This window comes from Halorubrum trapanicum, assembly GCF_017873555.1.
Classification (GTDB): domain Archaea; phylum Halobacteriota; class Halobacteria; order Halobacteriales; family Haloferacaceae; genus Halorubrum; species Halorubrum trapanicum.
In genome coordinates this window covers 1-14,500 of record NZ_JAGGKE010000007.1, presented here as the reverse complement: position 1 = coordinate 14,500, position 14,500 = coordinate 1, and the positions used below count along the sequence as shown (strand labels likewise).

The window sequence follows — 14,500 nt, the reverse complement described above, 5'->3', positions numbered from 1 at the left end:
TCTCGATAACCATAATGGTTTTTCATATCACGCGCCAGGCCGGTCGTCGCGGCCTCACACGTCGAACACGACGTACGCGTACCACTCGTCGTCTCGGCGTTCGAGCGCCATCTCGGAGTACGTGACCGCCTTGATCTCCCGGGCCGCCACCGCGTCGAGCGGGACGCCGCGCGCGCTGGCCGCGAGCCGCCACTCGTCCGGGTCTGCGGGATCGCTCCGTCGGTCCCCCTCACCCGGTTCGACCACTGCGCACCGGTGGTCGGCCGGGAGGACGAGCCGCACGTCGCGCTCGTAGATCAGCCGGTCAAGGTAGTCGAACAGCAGCGCCTCGCGGCTCTCGGCGGCGACCTCGAGTTCGAACCGGTCCCCGGCGTCCGGGACCGACTCAGCGCTCGCGGCCGCGAGTCCGTCGGCGACCGCCGCGAACAGCGCCGAGAGGCTCTCGGCGGTCGCCTCGACGGCGACGTCGGCGGTGTGGTCGCGGAGTTCGTAGCTCATCGCCCGCCGCTCCGTCCGTCGGCTTCGTGGCCCTCCCCACCCGTCTCGTCGCGGGACGCCTCGGCGCTCCCCGGTCGCTCGTCGGCCTGGAACCGGGCGTCGATGGTCCGCTCCGGCGCGCCGGCGCGGAGGTCCTCCGGGTCGACGTCGTCGAGGTCGGCGGCGACCTCCTCCAGCGCGACGCCGCTGGTCACCAGCGCGCGGATCCCCTCGTCGACGCTCAACTCGACGTCGACGACCCGACGGTCGGGGACGAAGACGACGTGGCCGCCCATCACCGGGTTCGGCGCCATCGGCATGAACAGGGTCCGCATGCCCTCCCCCTCGCTGTCCGCGTGGTCCGCGATGACGGCGGGCGTCTCGCTCGTGACGAACGCGAGGGTGTAGGTGTCTTCGGTCGGGAACTCCACGAGGACGACCTCGCGGAAGTTCCCGCCGTCCGAGTCGAGCATGGCGTCGCTCATCTGTCGGAACCCCTGATAGACGGAGCCGACGCCCGGGACGCGCTCGACCGCCTCGTCGACGTAGTCGACGGCGCGCTCGCCGTACCGCGATGACTCGACGCCCGCGCCGATGACGAGGATGGCGGCCACGAACACGACCGGGGTCGCGATCTCGATCGCGAGCTCCCGGGAGATCGCACCGATCAGCGGCAGTCCGCCGCCCGGTGACACGGCGACGACCGCCGACGAGAACACGTCGAGGTAGTTGTACACCGCGTTGAACGCGACGGCGAGGACGACCAGCGTGATGACGGCGGGGACGACCACGGCGACGCCCGTGAGGAACGCCCGTCGGAGCAGTTCGGCTCCCGACGACTCGTCGATCATTGATCGCGACCACGCGCGACCGCGACAAAACGTTTCCGTCGTGGTCTCGGTGTCGACGCGGACCGGGGTCACCCCGTCGAGAGCGGGTCTGCCGCCACAACGCTCTCGCGTCCGCAACGCTTCGCGCCCGTAACGCTTTCGCGCCCGCAACGCTCTCGCTGGCGGCGGAGCCGTCCGCAACGGTCCCCGCTGGCGGTGGAGTTATATTCCGCTGGCGTGTTAGGTCATCGCAGTGAGCGTCAACGTCGAAAAGCGGGTCGACCCGCCCGGCGAGTCCGACTACGCGACCGCCGCGTGGGAGCTCAAAGAGCGCATTCGGTCCGCTGAGGGCGTCCTCCGACAGCGACGCGGCTTCTTCGTCGACGCGTACCGCCGGTCGACCGCCCACCTGCTCGTCGAGAACGACCGGCTCGTCGCGTTCGCCTCCGTCCGACGCGACGGGTACATCCTCTTTCTCGCCGTCCACCCCGACCACCGCGGCCGCGGCCACGCCGAGCGCCTCATCGCGGACGTCGCGGAGCAGCACCGGTCGGTCACCTGTCACGCCCGCACGACCAACCGCTCGGCGCTCGGCTTCTACGAGCACCTCGGCTTCGAGGTGATCCGCCGCATTGACGGCTACTACGAGGACGGCGGCGACGCCTACTACCTCAAGCTGGGCGGCGAGTCGATCCGCGAGCGGCTCTCCGGGTTCGTCGGGCGGTAGCCGGATTTTCCTCGCTCGTTCCTTCCCGCTCTCCCCGGTCCCGAAGGCCGCGAAACCGACAGTAATTAGCGCCGGCCGCGAGGATCAACCGGCATGTCGCAACCGACTCCCGCGGATCTCGCGGCCCGGGTCCGCGACGGCGACCTCCGCTTCCACGAGCTGGAAGACCACGCCGACGCCGACGCCGCGACCGCCGCGCGCCGGCTGCTCGTCGCGGAGGCGACCGACGCCGACCTCGACCCGCTCGGCGAGTACGCCTTCGACGCCGAGGCGGTCCACGGCTCGAACATCGAGAACACCCTCGGCGGCGTCCAGGTCCCCGTCGGCGTCGCCGGTCCGGTGACCGTCGACGGCGGATCGGGGTCGGTCGAGCGCTACCTCCCGCTCGCGACCACCGAGGGAGCGCTCGTCGCGTCGATCAACCGCGGCTGTTCCGCCATCGACGACGGCGGCGGCGCGACCGCGCGGGTGACGAAGAGCGGGATGACCCGCGCCCCCGTGTTCCGGGTCGCGGGCGTGGCCGAGGCCGAGGCGCTGGTCGCCTGGGTCCGCGACAGCGTCCCCGCGCTGCGCGAGGCGGCCGAGTCGACGACGAGCCACGGCGAACTGCTCGACGTGACGCCGTACGTCGTCGGCAACAACGTCTTCCTGCGGTTCCGCTACGACACGAAGGACGCGATGGGGATGAACATGGCCACCATCGCGACCCGTGAGGCCTGCGACGTCGTCGAGGCGGAGACGGGCGCCTCGCTCGTCGCGCTGTCGGGGAACCTCTGTTCGGACAAGAAGCCGGCCGCGATCAACGCGGTCGAGGGCCGCGGACGCTCGGTGGTCGCGGACGCGACGGTCCCGCGCGAGGTCGTCGAGGAGCGCCTCCACACGACCCCGGAGGCCGTCGCCGAGATCAACACCCGGAAGAACCTCGTCGGCTCCGCGAAGGCGGGCGCGCTCGGCTTCAACGCCCACGTCGCCAACGCGGTCGCGGCGATGTTCCTCGCGACCGGACAGGACGAGGCGCAGGTCGTCGAGGGCGCGAACGCGATCACGACCGCGGAAACGACCGCGGACGGCGACCTCTACGTCTCCGTCTCGCTGGCGAGTCTGGAGGTCGGAACGGTCGGCGGCGGGACGAAGCTGCCGACGCAGCGGGCGAGCCTGGAGATCCTCGGCGTCGCCGGCGGCGGCGACCCGGCCGGGAGCAACGCCGACGCGCTCGCGGAGTCGATCGCGGTGTGCGCGCTCGCGGGCGAACTCAACCTGCTCGCTGCGCTCGGCTCGCGACACCTCTCGTCGGCGCACGAGGAACTCGGCCGATAAACCGACGTTTCGGCCCGCGAACTCTCTCTCAATCCGACCAGCACGGACAGTCGTCGTGGAGCGCGTCCCGCCCCGCGTCGGTGATTCGGTACACCGCCTCGCCGGAGACGCGCTCGACGAGTCCGGCGTCTTCGAGCGCGGTCAGCCGGGACTCCACGTGGTCGTCGTAGAGTCCGGTGTTCCCGGCGACGAACGCCTGGTAGTCGGCGCCGACGTCGGCGAGGTACGAGAGCAGCCGCTCGTCGGAGCGCGTGAGCGACGGACGGTCGGGGTCGATCCGCCCGTCGCGTTCCCCGGCATCCGAACCCCCCGCCGGACGGTCGATCGGCTGTGCGTCGGGTGTGGCCATTTCACATACGTTGACGAGTACCACGGTAATGGGACCACCGGCGGTTCCCACTCGCTGGGAGTCGCCAGCGCTCGGCGGAACGTGTTCGGTTTCTAATCGAGTTTCTCGGGCGTCGACTCGGCCCGATCGGCCGGTTCAGTCGTCGGCGTCGGCCGGGGTCGTCCCGGCGGCGTCCCTGCCGCTCCCGTCGCCGGACGAACGGTCCAGGAGCATCGGCGTCCCGTCGGCGCGCGGGCCGAGTTGCGGGCCGTGCGGGCCGTCGTCGGGGTCGATCCGGCGGCGGGTCCGGTAGTCGGTCGAGCGCTCCACCGGGGTCCGCCCGATAGCCGCGATCATCTCGACGTAGTCGTCGAACGAGCGGTACTCGCCGTACTCGCCGCCCGCGCGGCTGGTGATCTCCTCCGAGAGGATGGTGCCCATGAAGTCGTCGGCGCCGCAGTTGAGCAGCTTCAGCCCGTGGGCGTCGCCCGACTTCACCCACGAGGCCTGGACGTGGTCGACGTTGTCGAGGAAGAGCCGCGCGACCGCGACTACCAGCTCGTCCTCGGCGCGCGAGGGACCGGAGTCGACGACGCCGCGGCGGTAGAGCGGGGTGTTCTGGTGGATGAAAGAGAGCGGGACGAACTCCGTGATCGCGCCCGTGCGGTCCTGGAGGTCGCGAATGACTTTCAGGTGTTCGGCCCTGTGCGCGACCGTCTCGACGTGGCCGTACATCATCGTCGAGGTGACGTCTAAGCCCGCCGCCGCCGCGCCCTCCATCGCCGCGACCCAGTCGTCGGTGCGGATCTTCCCCGGACAGATCACGTCGCGGACCTCGTCGACGAGGATCTCGGCGGCGGTGCCCGGCGCGGAGTCGAGGCCCGCGTCGGCCAGTTCGCGGTACACCGCCTCGTACTCCCAGTCCGTGCCGCGGGCGGCGTGGTACGCCTCCTCCGGCGTCATCGAGTGGAGGTGGACGCCGCCGACCGACATCGCGTCCATCTGCTCGACGTAGGTCCCGGGGTCGGTCGCGTACGCCTCGGGCGGCTTGTAGTTCGCCTCGCTGGCGGGGTCGTCGTGCGCGGCGAGGATCTCGTGGTGCTCCTCGTTCAGCGCGAACGCCGGATGGAGACCCGAGACGGAGCAGACCTCGTAGATACCCATGTCGAGGGCGTCATCGACAATCTCGCGTGACTCGGCCGGCGTCTTGGTGAACCCGGCGTGCTCGACGTCGCTGTCCGCCTCGAACGCGTGCGCGGAGTCCTTGAAGTTACAGAACAGGCAGCCGGTGTTGCAGGCCGTGGTGACGTTGTTGTTGAGGTTGGCGACGAAGGTGACCTCGTCGCCGACTTCCTCGGCCCTACGCCGGTCGGCCGCCTCCAGCACCGCCTCCTTGCGGACGGGGTCGATCCCCGACGACTCCGTGCCGGTGGCGAGCAGTTCGGTCGCGTCGTCGACCGTCAGCCGGACGCCGTCGCGGGCCTTCGCGAGCGCGTTCTCGAACGACTGGTCGGTCGCGGGCGTCGCGAAGTCGAACGCCTCCGCGCCGCTCTCCGACCGCCCGTCTCCGCCGCCGTCCGATCCGCTCGCGTCGGAACTACCCCCCGAACTCATCCCCTAACGCTCCCGGTTCCACCCCCATAAACGGGCGGGTCGCAACACCGACCGAGTCGCACAGTCGACACCGATCGCGAACGTCTGTTTATAAATATATCCGCGGGACGCGACGTCTGTTTATAAATAGAACTGCGGTGGCGCGTGCCTGCGAGGCCGCCTTGCGGCCGAGCAGCACGCGCGAGGGAGTCAGTCGCCGGAGCGGAGCGGAGGCGACTGACGAGGCTGGGGAGGTGTGAGGTGCTGTGCGGTGCGGGGCGGGACTCAAAGGGGCAGCCGCGAGGGCGAAGCACGGCGACGCAAGCACCGCAGCGAAGGAGCGAGCAACGCGAGCGACTGAGCGAGGCACGCAGCAAGCCGCGCGAGTCCTCGCGGCTGGGGCTTTGGAAGTGTCGTCTACAGAGTGAATCGAATAGGTACCTATTCGCTTCGAGCCGTGATTTCAATAGGATAGCCTCCAGCGAAAAATAGCATGGACCAGAGTGCTTTGGAGCAAATAAAACAGTACCAGCAGGAGGTTGAGGAACACCATCGAGCAGCGACATACGAAATCTGGGCGTACTACCATGAGCCAGAAGTTTCTAAATACGAGAGTTCACCTCACGATCAACAATTCAAGCAGGCTGCGGCGTACATTGATATGGCCATTACGAAGGTGGGTGCGCCGGGAGACGAGTGGAAAGACCGCGACGTGTCTATAGACTGGCTTTCGCGACGAGATTGGTCTAGACACATGGCTGCGGACTTGTTCTATGGGGTCGCATTAGAACTCATAGTATCAGCAGTTCACCTCAAACTGGATCCACGAGATTACCTCACCTACATGTCAATAGAGGGAGGTAAGACACCGTATATTAATGATTCAGAGGAGATTTTAAAGGGAGACTTGCGCCGGGATATTTCTGAGGACCATGTAGACGAAATCGAAGGTACCCTCAAATTGGTCAGAAAGAAGCGAAACAACTTGGCACACCTTGGACACCACTATCAGGGAAGTCCCAATTACTCAATTCTCTTCGTTACGGTTGCTGGGTACCTCATAGACCGATACGCGGACACAACCGTAATACCTGAACTCGAAACGATGGCAGACTACCTCGATCAACTTGAACAAGACAAATCCGATAGTGAAATCTATCCAGAACTGTCAGTCGATTTCCGTCCGGTCAGCTCTGACTAGTCACCATATCCCAGTATCGTTCACGCCAGATCCCGGTAGTCCCGGTCTTCGTCGGCGTGCGAACGCACCCACAACTGCCCGATCCGCGAGAGGCTCGTCCGGTAGGACTTCCCGTGTTCCTCGCGCTCGATGTACCCCTTCCCGCCGGGCCCCAACCGATCGACGTTATAAATCACCTTCGAGCGGAACGAGTCGGTGTACTCCTCGTTGAGTTCGGCCGCGAGCGTCTCCGCTAGCTCCGAGACGGACTCGAACTCGCCGTGCTCGCCGAGGGTGAACAGCACCAGCTCCTCGAACGGCTTGACGTTCTGGAAGGAGGCGACCGGCAGCTCGATGACGTGGCGGTCACCAATTTTCTTCGCGCCGATGGTGGTGCCGCGCTCGTCGAACTCCGCGAGGAGGTCGGTGGTGCTCGCCAGCCGGTCCGCGACGCGGTCGGGGTCGACGCCCGCCTCGGAGATGGCCGCGTCGTCGCCTTCGTCGAGGTCGCGCAAGAGGTCCCGCGTGGCGCGAAGCTCCTCCGCGAGTTCGGTTTCGAGGTACTTCTCGGGGGCCGTGTAGTAGGTGTGGATGCGGTCGCGGTCCGCCTGCCGCTCGACCATGATCGAGTGGGCCGCGGTCGCGAACGCGAACGAGACGGGCCGGGGCATCGAACAGAGGTTCACCCACACCTCGCGCTCGTCGGCGGGCGCGTCGGCCTCCCCGGAATCGCTGCTCCCGCCCGCCGCGCCGTCTCGATCGAGCTCCGCGTTGATCAGGTCGAAGGCGCGCTCGAAGGCCGCGTCGTAGTCGTACACGTCGTCCAGTTGCTCGCGCACCGTCTCGGCGCCGAGCAGGTTCGTGAAGTCCTGCTCCAGCTTGCGCGCGATGTTCCGCGAGTACTCGACGTTGGCCTCGCTGCCGACGGTCCCCTCCAGGAGGATCACCCGGTCGACGTCGAACTGGTCCCGGATGAGCGGGGCGATCATCCGGTCGTAGTCGAACCCGACGGGCACGACGTGGGTCTGCATACGCGAGCCGTTTGACGCGGCGCGGTTATAAACGACCGCAACCGGCCGCGGCGCCGCCGGACCGGCCGACCCCTTCCGCGAGCAGTAGGATTATCTCGGTCTGCGCCGTACGTTAACACGGTATGTCACAGCAAGGCGTTCAAGAGGAGCTGTACGTCGACCAGTACACGCTCGGGCTGGTCGGACCCGATCAGGAGTGGGCCGGCACGGTCGCGGACGGCGGGACGGTGACGACGTACACGCCGCCGGGCTGTTGGGGACCGATGGTGACGCCCTCGTTCCGGGGCGGCCACGAGGTAACCCGGCCGATCCGCGTCGAGGGCGCGGAGGTGGGCGACGCCGTCGCGATCCACATCCGCGACGTGGAGGTGACGAGCATGGCGACCAGCACGGGGTCGATGGCGGAGCGCGAGGGCGCGTTCGGCGACGACCCCTTCGTCGACCACCGCTGTCCGGAGTGCGGGACGACGTGGCCGGACTCCGTCGTCGAGGGCACCGGCGAGGACGCGATCCGCTGCGCGGAGTGCGGGGCCAACGCCTCCTCGTTCGGCTTCGAGTACGGCTACACCGTCGCGTTCGACCACGAGAACGCGGTCGGGATCACCCTCGACGAGGAGGGCGCCCACGAGCTGGCGCTCGACGCCGACGAGGTGATGGACATCCCCGAGAACGCCCGCCAGCACCCGATCCTGCTGTACGAGCCGGACGGGATGCCCGGCACGCTCGGGCGCCTCCGGCCCTTTATCGGCAACATCGGCACCACGCCGCCGGTGACGATGCCCGACTCGCACAACGCGGGCGACTTCGGGCAGAACCTCATCGGCGCCGACCACGACTACGGCGTCGAGACCGAGGCGGACCTCGACCTGCGGACCGACGGCCACATGGACGTGCCCGAGGTCCGGGCGGGTGCGACGCTGATCTGCCCGGTCGTCGTCGACGGCGGCGGCGTCTACGTCGGGGACCTCCACGCGAATCAGGGCGACGGGGAGCTATCCCTCCACACCACCGACGTGAGCGGGACGGTCACGATGGACGTGGAGGTGATCGAGGACGTCGATCTCGACGGCCCGGTCCTCCTGCCGAACGAGGAGGACCTCCCGTTCATCAGCGCGCCCTACACCGACGACGAGGTCGCGGCCGGGGAGGGTCTCGGGGAGGAGCACGGCGTCGACGTCGACACCGACGCCGCGCCGATTCAGGTGATCGGCTCCGGCGCGACCGTCAACGACGCCACCCAGAACGCCTTCGACCGCGCCGGGACCCTGCTCGGCATGAGCGAGGGCGAGGTCCGCGCCCGGTGTACGTTCACCGGCGGCGTCCAGATCGGTCGGCTTCCGGGCGTCGTCCAGCTCGATATGTTGGTCCCGTCGGACGTGCTTGAGGAATCCGGCCTCGACGACGTGACGCGCGAACAGTACGATTTATAGATCAGGGCGTCCGTCGTCGCGGTCGATCACCTATCTATTGCTGCCGGCAGACCGACGGCGCACACCTCCAAAGCCCCAGCCGGGAGGACTCGCGCGACTCGCTGCGGTCCTCGTCGCTCGCTTCGCTCGCTTCTGCGGTCCTTGCGTCGTCGTGCTTCGCCCTCCCGGCTGCCCCTTTGAGTCCCACCCCGCCCCGCAACCGCACCTCACCCCTCCCCAGCCTCGCGGTTCGCTCGGGGTTCCCTGCGGTCACCCCTCTCTCACCGCGTCCCTCGCGCGTGCTCCTCGCGGCCGCCGGAGGCGGCCGCTCGCAGGCACGCGCCACCGCAGTACCGACCGAATCGCGTGTCGCACGCCTTTCACCGCCGGGACCGTCCTCGTCCGACGGCCGCCCGCGACGGTCCCGCGGGAATCCGCCGCGTCGGTCCCTGCGACTCGGCCATCTGCCGCAGGCGCTCGACGCGCTCGTCGGTCGAGGGGTGCGTCGACAGCCAGCGCTCGGTCGCCTCGTCGGTCCGCTTGTGCGTCGAGAAGGGCGCGAACGGCCACGACGGCTCCGTCGCGCGCTCGATCCGGCGGAGCGCGCGGGCGAGCGCCATCGGGTCGCCGGTCACCTCGGCCGCCCGGTCGTCGGCCGCGAACTCGCGCTTTCGCGAGCGCGACCGCGCGACGAGCGTCGCGAGGACGAACCCGGCGAACAGCCCGCCCGCGAGCGCCCGGTGAAGCCGCGCGAAGGGACCCGACCGATCGCTCGGTCGCCCGCGGATCCACGCCGACGCGGCCGCGAGTCCGGAGAGCGCGAGCAGCGCCGGCAGCGCCGCGACCGTCGCGATCCCGACCAGCGAGCGGCCGATCCCGTCTGCCATCGCGATCGCGAACCCGTCGTTCCCCTCCAGGTGCGCCAGCTCGTGCGCGAGGATCGCCTCGACCTCGCGGGGCGACAGCAGCCCGAACAGCGACCGGTCGATCACCAGCGCGCCGCCGTCTCCCCCGCCCCCGACCGCAAACGCGTTCGGCGCGCGCGTGTCGGTGACGTAGAGGTCCGGGCGCGCGAGGTCCATCCGCGCCGCGAGCGAGTCGATTCGGCGGTGGAGGTCCGGCGCCCGCTTTCGGGGGACGCGGTCCCCCTCCAGCTTCGCGAGGATCTGCGCGGTGCCGAGCCGGTAGCTGAGGTACGCCGATCCGAGCGCGCCGGCGGCCAGCAGCGCGAGGAGGACCGGGAGGTCGGGGCGGGCGGCCCAGACCGCGCGCAGCAGGTCGGCGACGAACAGCGCCGCGGTCAGGTAGGCGGCGAGCAGCGCGACGCCGACGACCGCCGCGGCCGCGCGGAACGCGAGCCGAGACATGCCCGGAGCTACGCGACGGCGGGGCAAACGCGTTGCGGCCGGCGGCGGTCACAGCAGTTCCATCGCCCGGGCTTCCCCACCCGACACGCCGGAAGGAAAAGCGGTAATTCCCCGGCCGCGAAACCGGCTGTACATGGACGCACGCGTCCGCGAACACGCGGAGATCATCGCCGACCACGCCACCGACATCCAGTCGGGCGACGACGTGGTCATCCAGATGCCGAAAGAGGCCGAGGACCTCGCCGTCGCGCTCCACGAGGTCTGCGGCGACCGCGGGGCGAACCCCGTCTACCTCAACTACTCGAAGCGCGCCCAGCGCGCCTTCAAGCGCTCGGCCGACGACTTTTCCGAGCCGAGCCACCGGCGCGCGCTCTACGAGGAGGCCGACGTCTTCGTCATCGCGCGCGGCGGCGCGAACGCCACCGAGGACGCCGACGTCGACCCCGAGACCAACGCCGCGTACAACCGCGCGATGGAGGAGGTCAAGCGCACGCGCCTCTCGAAGACGTGGTGTCTCACGCAGTACCCGACCGCGAGCCACGCCCAGCTCGCCGGGATGAGCACCGAGGCGTACGAGAACTTCGTCTGGGACGCCGTCTCGCTCGACTGGGACGAACAGCGCGAGTTCCAGTCGAACATGGTCGAGATTCTGGACGCGGCGGACGAGGTGCGAATCAAGTCGGGCGACGAGACCGACCTCACGCTCGACGTGTCCGGGAACTCCACGCTCAACGACCAGGGAGAGGCGAACCTCCCCGGCGGCGAGGTGTTCACCGCGCCGACGCGCGACGGCGTCGACGGCGAGGTCCACTTCGACCTGCCCCTCTACCGCTACGGCCGCGAGATCGAGGGCGTCCGGCTCCGGTTCGAGGACGGCGAGGTCGTCTCGCACTCCGCCGAGCGCAACGAGGACCTCCTCACCGGCATCCTCGACACCGACGAGGGATCGCGGCGCCTCGGCGAACTCGGTATCGGGATGAACCGCCAGATCGACCGGTTCACCTACAACATGCTGTTCGACGAGAAGATGGGCGACACCGTCCACATGGCGGTCGGCTCCGCGTACCCGGAGACGGTCAGCGGCGACAACGAGGTCAACGAGTCGGCCGAGCACGTCGACATGATCGTCGACATGAGCGAGGACTCCGTCATCGAGGTCGACGGCGAGGTCGTCCAGCGGAACGGGACCTTCGCCTTCGAAGACGGGTTCTGAGGGCGCTCGCCGTTTCACCCCGATCCGGCGGAGTCATCGCGCTCGTCGCTCCGGCGGAGGAACGCCGCGTACGCGACGAGGAGGACGACGAACAGCCCGACCGTGCCGATCGCTGCGATTCCGGGGTAGTCCGCGAGCGGCGCGATCTCCCCGTCGGGCGCCGCGACGACGTCCACGACGCCGGTCCCGACCGACAGCGCGAGCACGGCGATCCACATCGTCCCCACGGCGTAGCCGAGTTCGACGAGCCTGTCGGCCCGCGCCGCGTGCGCGACGACCGCGCCGCCGCCGAGGATCGGAACCACGACGAGCGGACTCGTCGGATCGGGCAGGAGGACGCTCCCGCCGAGCGCGATCGCCGTCCAGTAGACGGCGACGGCGACGACCGTGCGGAGCGAGTCGCGGAGGGACACGAACTGGGAGTTCGGTCGGGTGCCACAAAACGATCGGGGACGTCGCGCCGCGGTTCGCCGTCGACGCCGCGGCGGTCTTTAAGATTCGGGGAGGCGTACGGCCGCCTATGCCAGAGGAAGTCCTGTTCGAATCGGAGAGCCGCCGGAGCCGCGAGGAGATCGCCGCGTACCTGCGGACGGTCGCGGACTCACTGGACGCGGGCAACGCGATCACGCTCAAACGGGGCGACGAGTCGGCGACGCTGGAGCCGCCCGCGCGACCGACCTTCGAGGTGAAAGCGGAGCGCGAGGGACCGACCGAGGGACCGGGCGAACTGAGCGTCGAGTTCGAACTGGAGTGGGACGAGGACGGCGGCGAGAAGAGCGCTGACGGCGACCTGGAGATCGAGTAATCGGAAGGGGCGTCGCCGCCTACGGCACCTCTCCGGGGACCTCGACGAACGCGTCCCGCGCGGAGAGGTGATCGAGCGTGTCGTCGACTTCGAGCCGGACGGACTCCATCCGCTCGACGAGCTCCTCGTACTCCTCGGACCCCGTCGTGCCGGCGGCTTCGAGCGCCGCCTTCTTCGAGGCGAGCGCGAAGAACTCCTGGCTCCGCTCGTCGAAGGCGGCGCGGTGGAGGAGCACCTCGACGAGCGTGAGCAGGTCCTCCTTGGTGACCGGCTTCGTCTTGTAGTCGTCGAACGGCATCTCGACGATGTCGACGTCCGGCTCGACCGCGGTCAGCATCGCCACGCGGGCGTCGTACCCCTCGCCGCGGATCTCCTCTAACACCTCGTGGCCCGACATGTCGGGCATCCGCCGGTCGAGGAGGACGACGTCGACCGACTCGTCCATCGCGTCGAGCGCCTCCTCGCCCCCGGTCGCGATCCGAACGTCGTAGGCCGGGTCGAGGTACACCCGGTACAGCTCTGCGAGGTCCGGCTCGTCGTCGACCGCGAGGACGGTCGCGTCCGGATCTCCGGTCATGGGCGGTTCCTCTCGGTCCGCGTCTCGCTGTCCGCGAGCCTCGGACCGGTGCGTCCGCCCGCCGTTCGTGCGTCCATACGGACCGCTTGTTCCGTTCCGTGTAAAAACGTTCACCCCCTGTTATCGATGTTGATATCACAGTGCGTCAGCGATCGGTCCGCGGCGACGGCGGCGCGCGATCGCGCCGTCGGTTCGCCGATCCAACGGTCTCTCCGTGACCCAAAGGCACATTTACGCCCGCATCTTATCCGGGCATAACGAATGTCTCACAGCCCCTCACTACCCGACCGCCCGCGGTTGGAGCTCGACCCCGAGATGAGCGACGCGGAGCGGCTGGAAGCGATCCGCCAGCACTTCCGGCGGATCGTTCAGGTGAACGAGGAACTGGAAGACCGCCTCGCGGACGCCGAGGGACGCCGCGGCGAGCTGAAAGACGACGTCGAACAGCTGAAACGCGAAAACGAGGTGCTGAAGACCTCCTCGCTGTACATCGCGTCGGTCGAGGAGATCACCGACGACGGCGTCGTGATCAAACAGCACGGCAACAACCAGGAGGTGCTCACGCAGGCCGCCTCGCGGCTCGACGAGGACCTCCGCCCCGGAGACCGCGTCGCGATCAACGACTCCTTCGCGGTCCAGCAGGTGCTCGACGACGAGACCGACTCCCGGGCGCAGGCGATGGAGGTCACCGAGTCCCCCGACGTCGAGTACGCCGACATCGGCGGCATCGACGACCAGATCCGGGAGGTCCGCGAGGCGGTCGAGGACCCGCTCGAAAACCCCGAGCAGTTCGAGAAGGTCGGCGTCGAACCGCCGAGCGGCGTCCTCCTCCACGGCCCGCCAGGGACGGGGAAGACGATGCTCGCGAAGGCGGTCGCCAACGAGTCGAACGCGACGTTCATCAAGATGGCCGGCTCCGAGCTGGTCCGGAAGTTCATCGGCGAGGGCGCGCGGCTGGTCCGCGACCTCTTCGAACTCGCCGCCGAGCGCGAGCCGGCCGTCATCTTCATCGACGAGATCGACGCCGTCGCCGCCAAGCGCACCGACTCGAAGACCTCCGGCGACGCGGAGGTCCAGCGCACGATGATGCAGCTGCTCTCCGAGATGGACGGCTTCGACGACCGCGGCGAGATCCGGATCATGGCCGCGACCAACCGCTTCGACATGCTCGACGAGGCCATCCTGCGCCCCGGCCGCTTCGACCGCCTCATCGAGGTGCCCGAGCCGGGAGCCGAGGGCCGCGAGCGCATCCTCGAGATCCACACGCAGGAGATGAACGTCGCCGACGGGGTCGACCTCGGCGCCGTCGCCCGCGACCTGGACGGGTACAGCGGCGCGGACATCGCCTCGCTCGCGACCGAGGCCGGGATGTTCGCCATCCGCGACGGCCGGACCGACGTGAGGCAGGCTGACTTCGAGCAGGCCCGCGACAAGCTTCAGGACGCCGATACCGAGGACGAGCGGGTCATCAACTACCAGTACTGAGGCGACTACGTGATTGAAGTTCGGTTTTTGCGAGGTGCTGTTGGACCCGTTTCTTCGGCTGAAATTCCAGCCGCTCGCTTATAAACCGTTGATCACAGATCGGCGGCGACCACCGCCAAAGCCCCAGCCGCTCGCTTATAAATCGTTGATCACAGATCGGC

Annotated in this window: 15 protein-coding genes; 7 read left to right on the top strand and 8 right to left on the bottom strand. The window is 68.7% G+C overall.

Annotation, left to right across the window (positions count from 1 at the left end; genetic code table 11):
• Window positions 1-54 precede the first annotated feature (54 nt).
• Complete coding sequence (locus J2744_RS08980; protein ID WP_209546935.1) at window positions 55-498, bottom strand: archease; 444 nt, start codon at window positions 496-498, stop codon at window positions 55-57.
• Window positions 495-1,328: a DUF502 domain-containing protein gene (locus tag J2744_RS08975; RefSeq protein ID WP_209546933.1), complete on the bottom strand. Its 834-nt coding sequence runs from the start codon at window positions 1,326-1,328 to the stop codon at window positions 495-497. Before J2744_RS08975 ends, J2744_RS08980 begins: the two co-directional genes overlap by 4 nt.
• A 232-nt stretch (window positions 1,329-1,560) precedes the next feature.
• Here J2744_RS08975 and J2744_RS08970 point away from each other — a divergent pair, with 232 nt between their 5' ends.
• The gene (locus J2744_RS08970; RefSeq protein WP_209546931.1) at window positions 1,561-2,034 is read left to right on the top strand and encodes a GNAT family N-acetyltransferase; all 474 of its coding nucleotides are present in this window, start codon (window positions 1,561-1,563) and stop codon (window positions 2,032-2,034) included.
• A 93-nt stretch (window positions 2,035-2,127) separates the two neighbouring features.
• Window positions 2,128-3,351 (top strand): hydroxymethylglutaryl-CoA reductase (NADPH), encoded by a 1,224-nt coding sequence (gene hmgA / locus J2744_RS08965; protein WP_209546929.1) that lies wholly within the window; start codon window positions 2,128-2,130, stop codon window positions 3,349-3,351.
• A 28-nt stretch (window positions 3,352-3,379) separates the two neighbouring features.
• Here hmgA and J2744_RS08960 read toward each other — a convergent pair whose 3' ends face one another.
• Window positions 3,380-3,700 carry a DUF2250 domain-containing protein gene (locus J2744_RS08960; protein ID WP_209546927.1) on the bottom strand — a complete coding sequence of 107 codons (321 nt, stop codon included), beginning with the start codon at window positions 3,698-3,700 and terminating at the stop codon, window positions 3,380-3,382.
• A 135-nt stretch (window positions 3,701-3,835) separates the two neighbouring features.
• Window positions 3,836-5,293, bottom strand: a complete 1,458-nt coding sequence (gene cofH / locus J2744_RS08955) for a 7,8-didemethyl-8-hydroxy-5-deazariboflavin synthase subunit CofH (RefSeq protein ID WP_209546925.1) — start codon at window positions 5,291-5,293, stop codon at window positions 3,836-3,838.
• 472 nt (window positions 5,294-5,765) lie between these two features.
• Here cofH and J2744_RS08950 point away from each other — a divergent pair, with 472 nt between their 5' ends.
• The gene (locus J2744_RS08950; protein WP_209546923.1) at window positions 5,766-6,473 is read left to right on the top strand and encodes a hypothetical protein; all 708 of its coding nucleotides are present in this window, start codon (window positions 5,766-5,768) and stop codon (window positions 6,471-6,473) included.
• Window positions 6,474-6,493: 20 nt separating this feature from the next.
• On the opposite strand, the gene J2744_RS08945 is transcribed toward J2744_RS08950, so the two are convergent.
• Window positions 6,494-7,483, bottom strand: a complete 990-nt coding sequence (locus J2744_RS08945) for an HFX_2341 family transcriptional regulator (protein WP_209546921.1) — start codon at window positions 7,481-7,483, stop codon at window positions 6,494-6,496.
• A gap of 122 nt (window positions 7,484-7,605) precedes the next feature.
• Here J2744_RS08945 and J2744_RS08940 point away from each other — a divergent pair, with 122 nt between their 5' ends.
• Window positions 7,606-8,913: an acetamidase/formamidase family protein gene (locus J2744_RS08940; RefSeq protein WP_209546919.1), complete on the top strand. Its 1,308-nt coding sequence runs from the start codon at window positions 7,606-7,608 to the stop codon at window positions 8,911-8,913.
• A 359-nt stretch (window positions 8,914-9,272) separates the two neighbouring features.
• On the opposite strand, the gene J2744_RS08935 is transcribed toward J2744_RS08940, so the two are convergent.
• Window positions 9,273-10,259, bottom strand: coding sequence for a M48 family metallopeptidase (locus tag J2744_RS08935; RefSeq protein WP_209546917.1), 987 nt, complete (start codon window positions 10,257-10,259; stop codon window positions 9,273-9,275).
• A 133-nt stretch (window positions 10,260-10,392) separates the two neighbouring features.
• On the opposite strand from J2744_RS08935, the gene J2744_RS08930 reads away from it, so the two are divergent.
• Window positions 10,393-11,472, top strand: a complete 1,080-nt coding sequence (locus tag J2744_RS08930) for an aminopeptidase (protein WP_209546915.1) — start codon at window positions 10,393-10,395, stop codon at window positions 11,470-11,472.
• 14 nt (window positions 11,473-11,486) lie between these two features.
• Here the strand turns inward: J2744_RS08930 and J2744_RS08925 are convergent, their stop codons facing one another.
• Entirely contained in the window at window positions 11,487-11,885 is a 399-nt protein-coding gene (locus tag J2744_RS08925) for a hypothetical protein (protein WP_209546913.1), read from the bottom strand.
• Between the two features lie 107 nt (window positions 11,886-11,992).
• Here J2744_RS08925 and J2744_RS08920 point away from each other — a divergent pair, with 107 nt between their 5' ends.
• Window positions 11,993-12,277, top strand: coding sequence for an amphi-Trp domain-containing protein (locus tag J2744_RS08920; protein WP_209546911.1), 285 nt, complete (start codon window positions 11,993-11,995; stop codon window positions 12,275-12,277).
• A 19-nt stretch (window positions 12,278-12,296) separates the two neighbouring features.
• On the opposite strand, the gene J2744_RS08915 is transcribed toward J2744_RS08920, so the two are convergent.
• Window positions 12,297-12,854, bottom strand: coding sequence for a response regulator (locus J2744_RS08915; protein ID WP_209546909.1), 558 nt, complete (start codon window positions 12,852-12,854; stop codon window positions 12,297-12,299).
• Between the two features lie 261 nt (window positions 12,855-13,115).
• On the opposite strand from J2744_RS08915, the gene pan2 reads away from it, so the two are divergent.
• Entirely contained in the window at window positions 13,116-14,339 is a 1,224-nt protein-coding gene (gene pan2, locus J2744_RS08910) for a proteasome-activating nucleotidase Pan2 (RefSeq protein WP_209546907.1), read from the top strand.
• Window positions 14,340-14,500 lie beyond the last annotated feature (161 nt).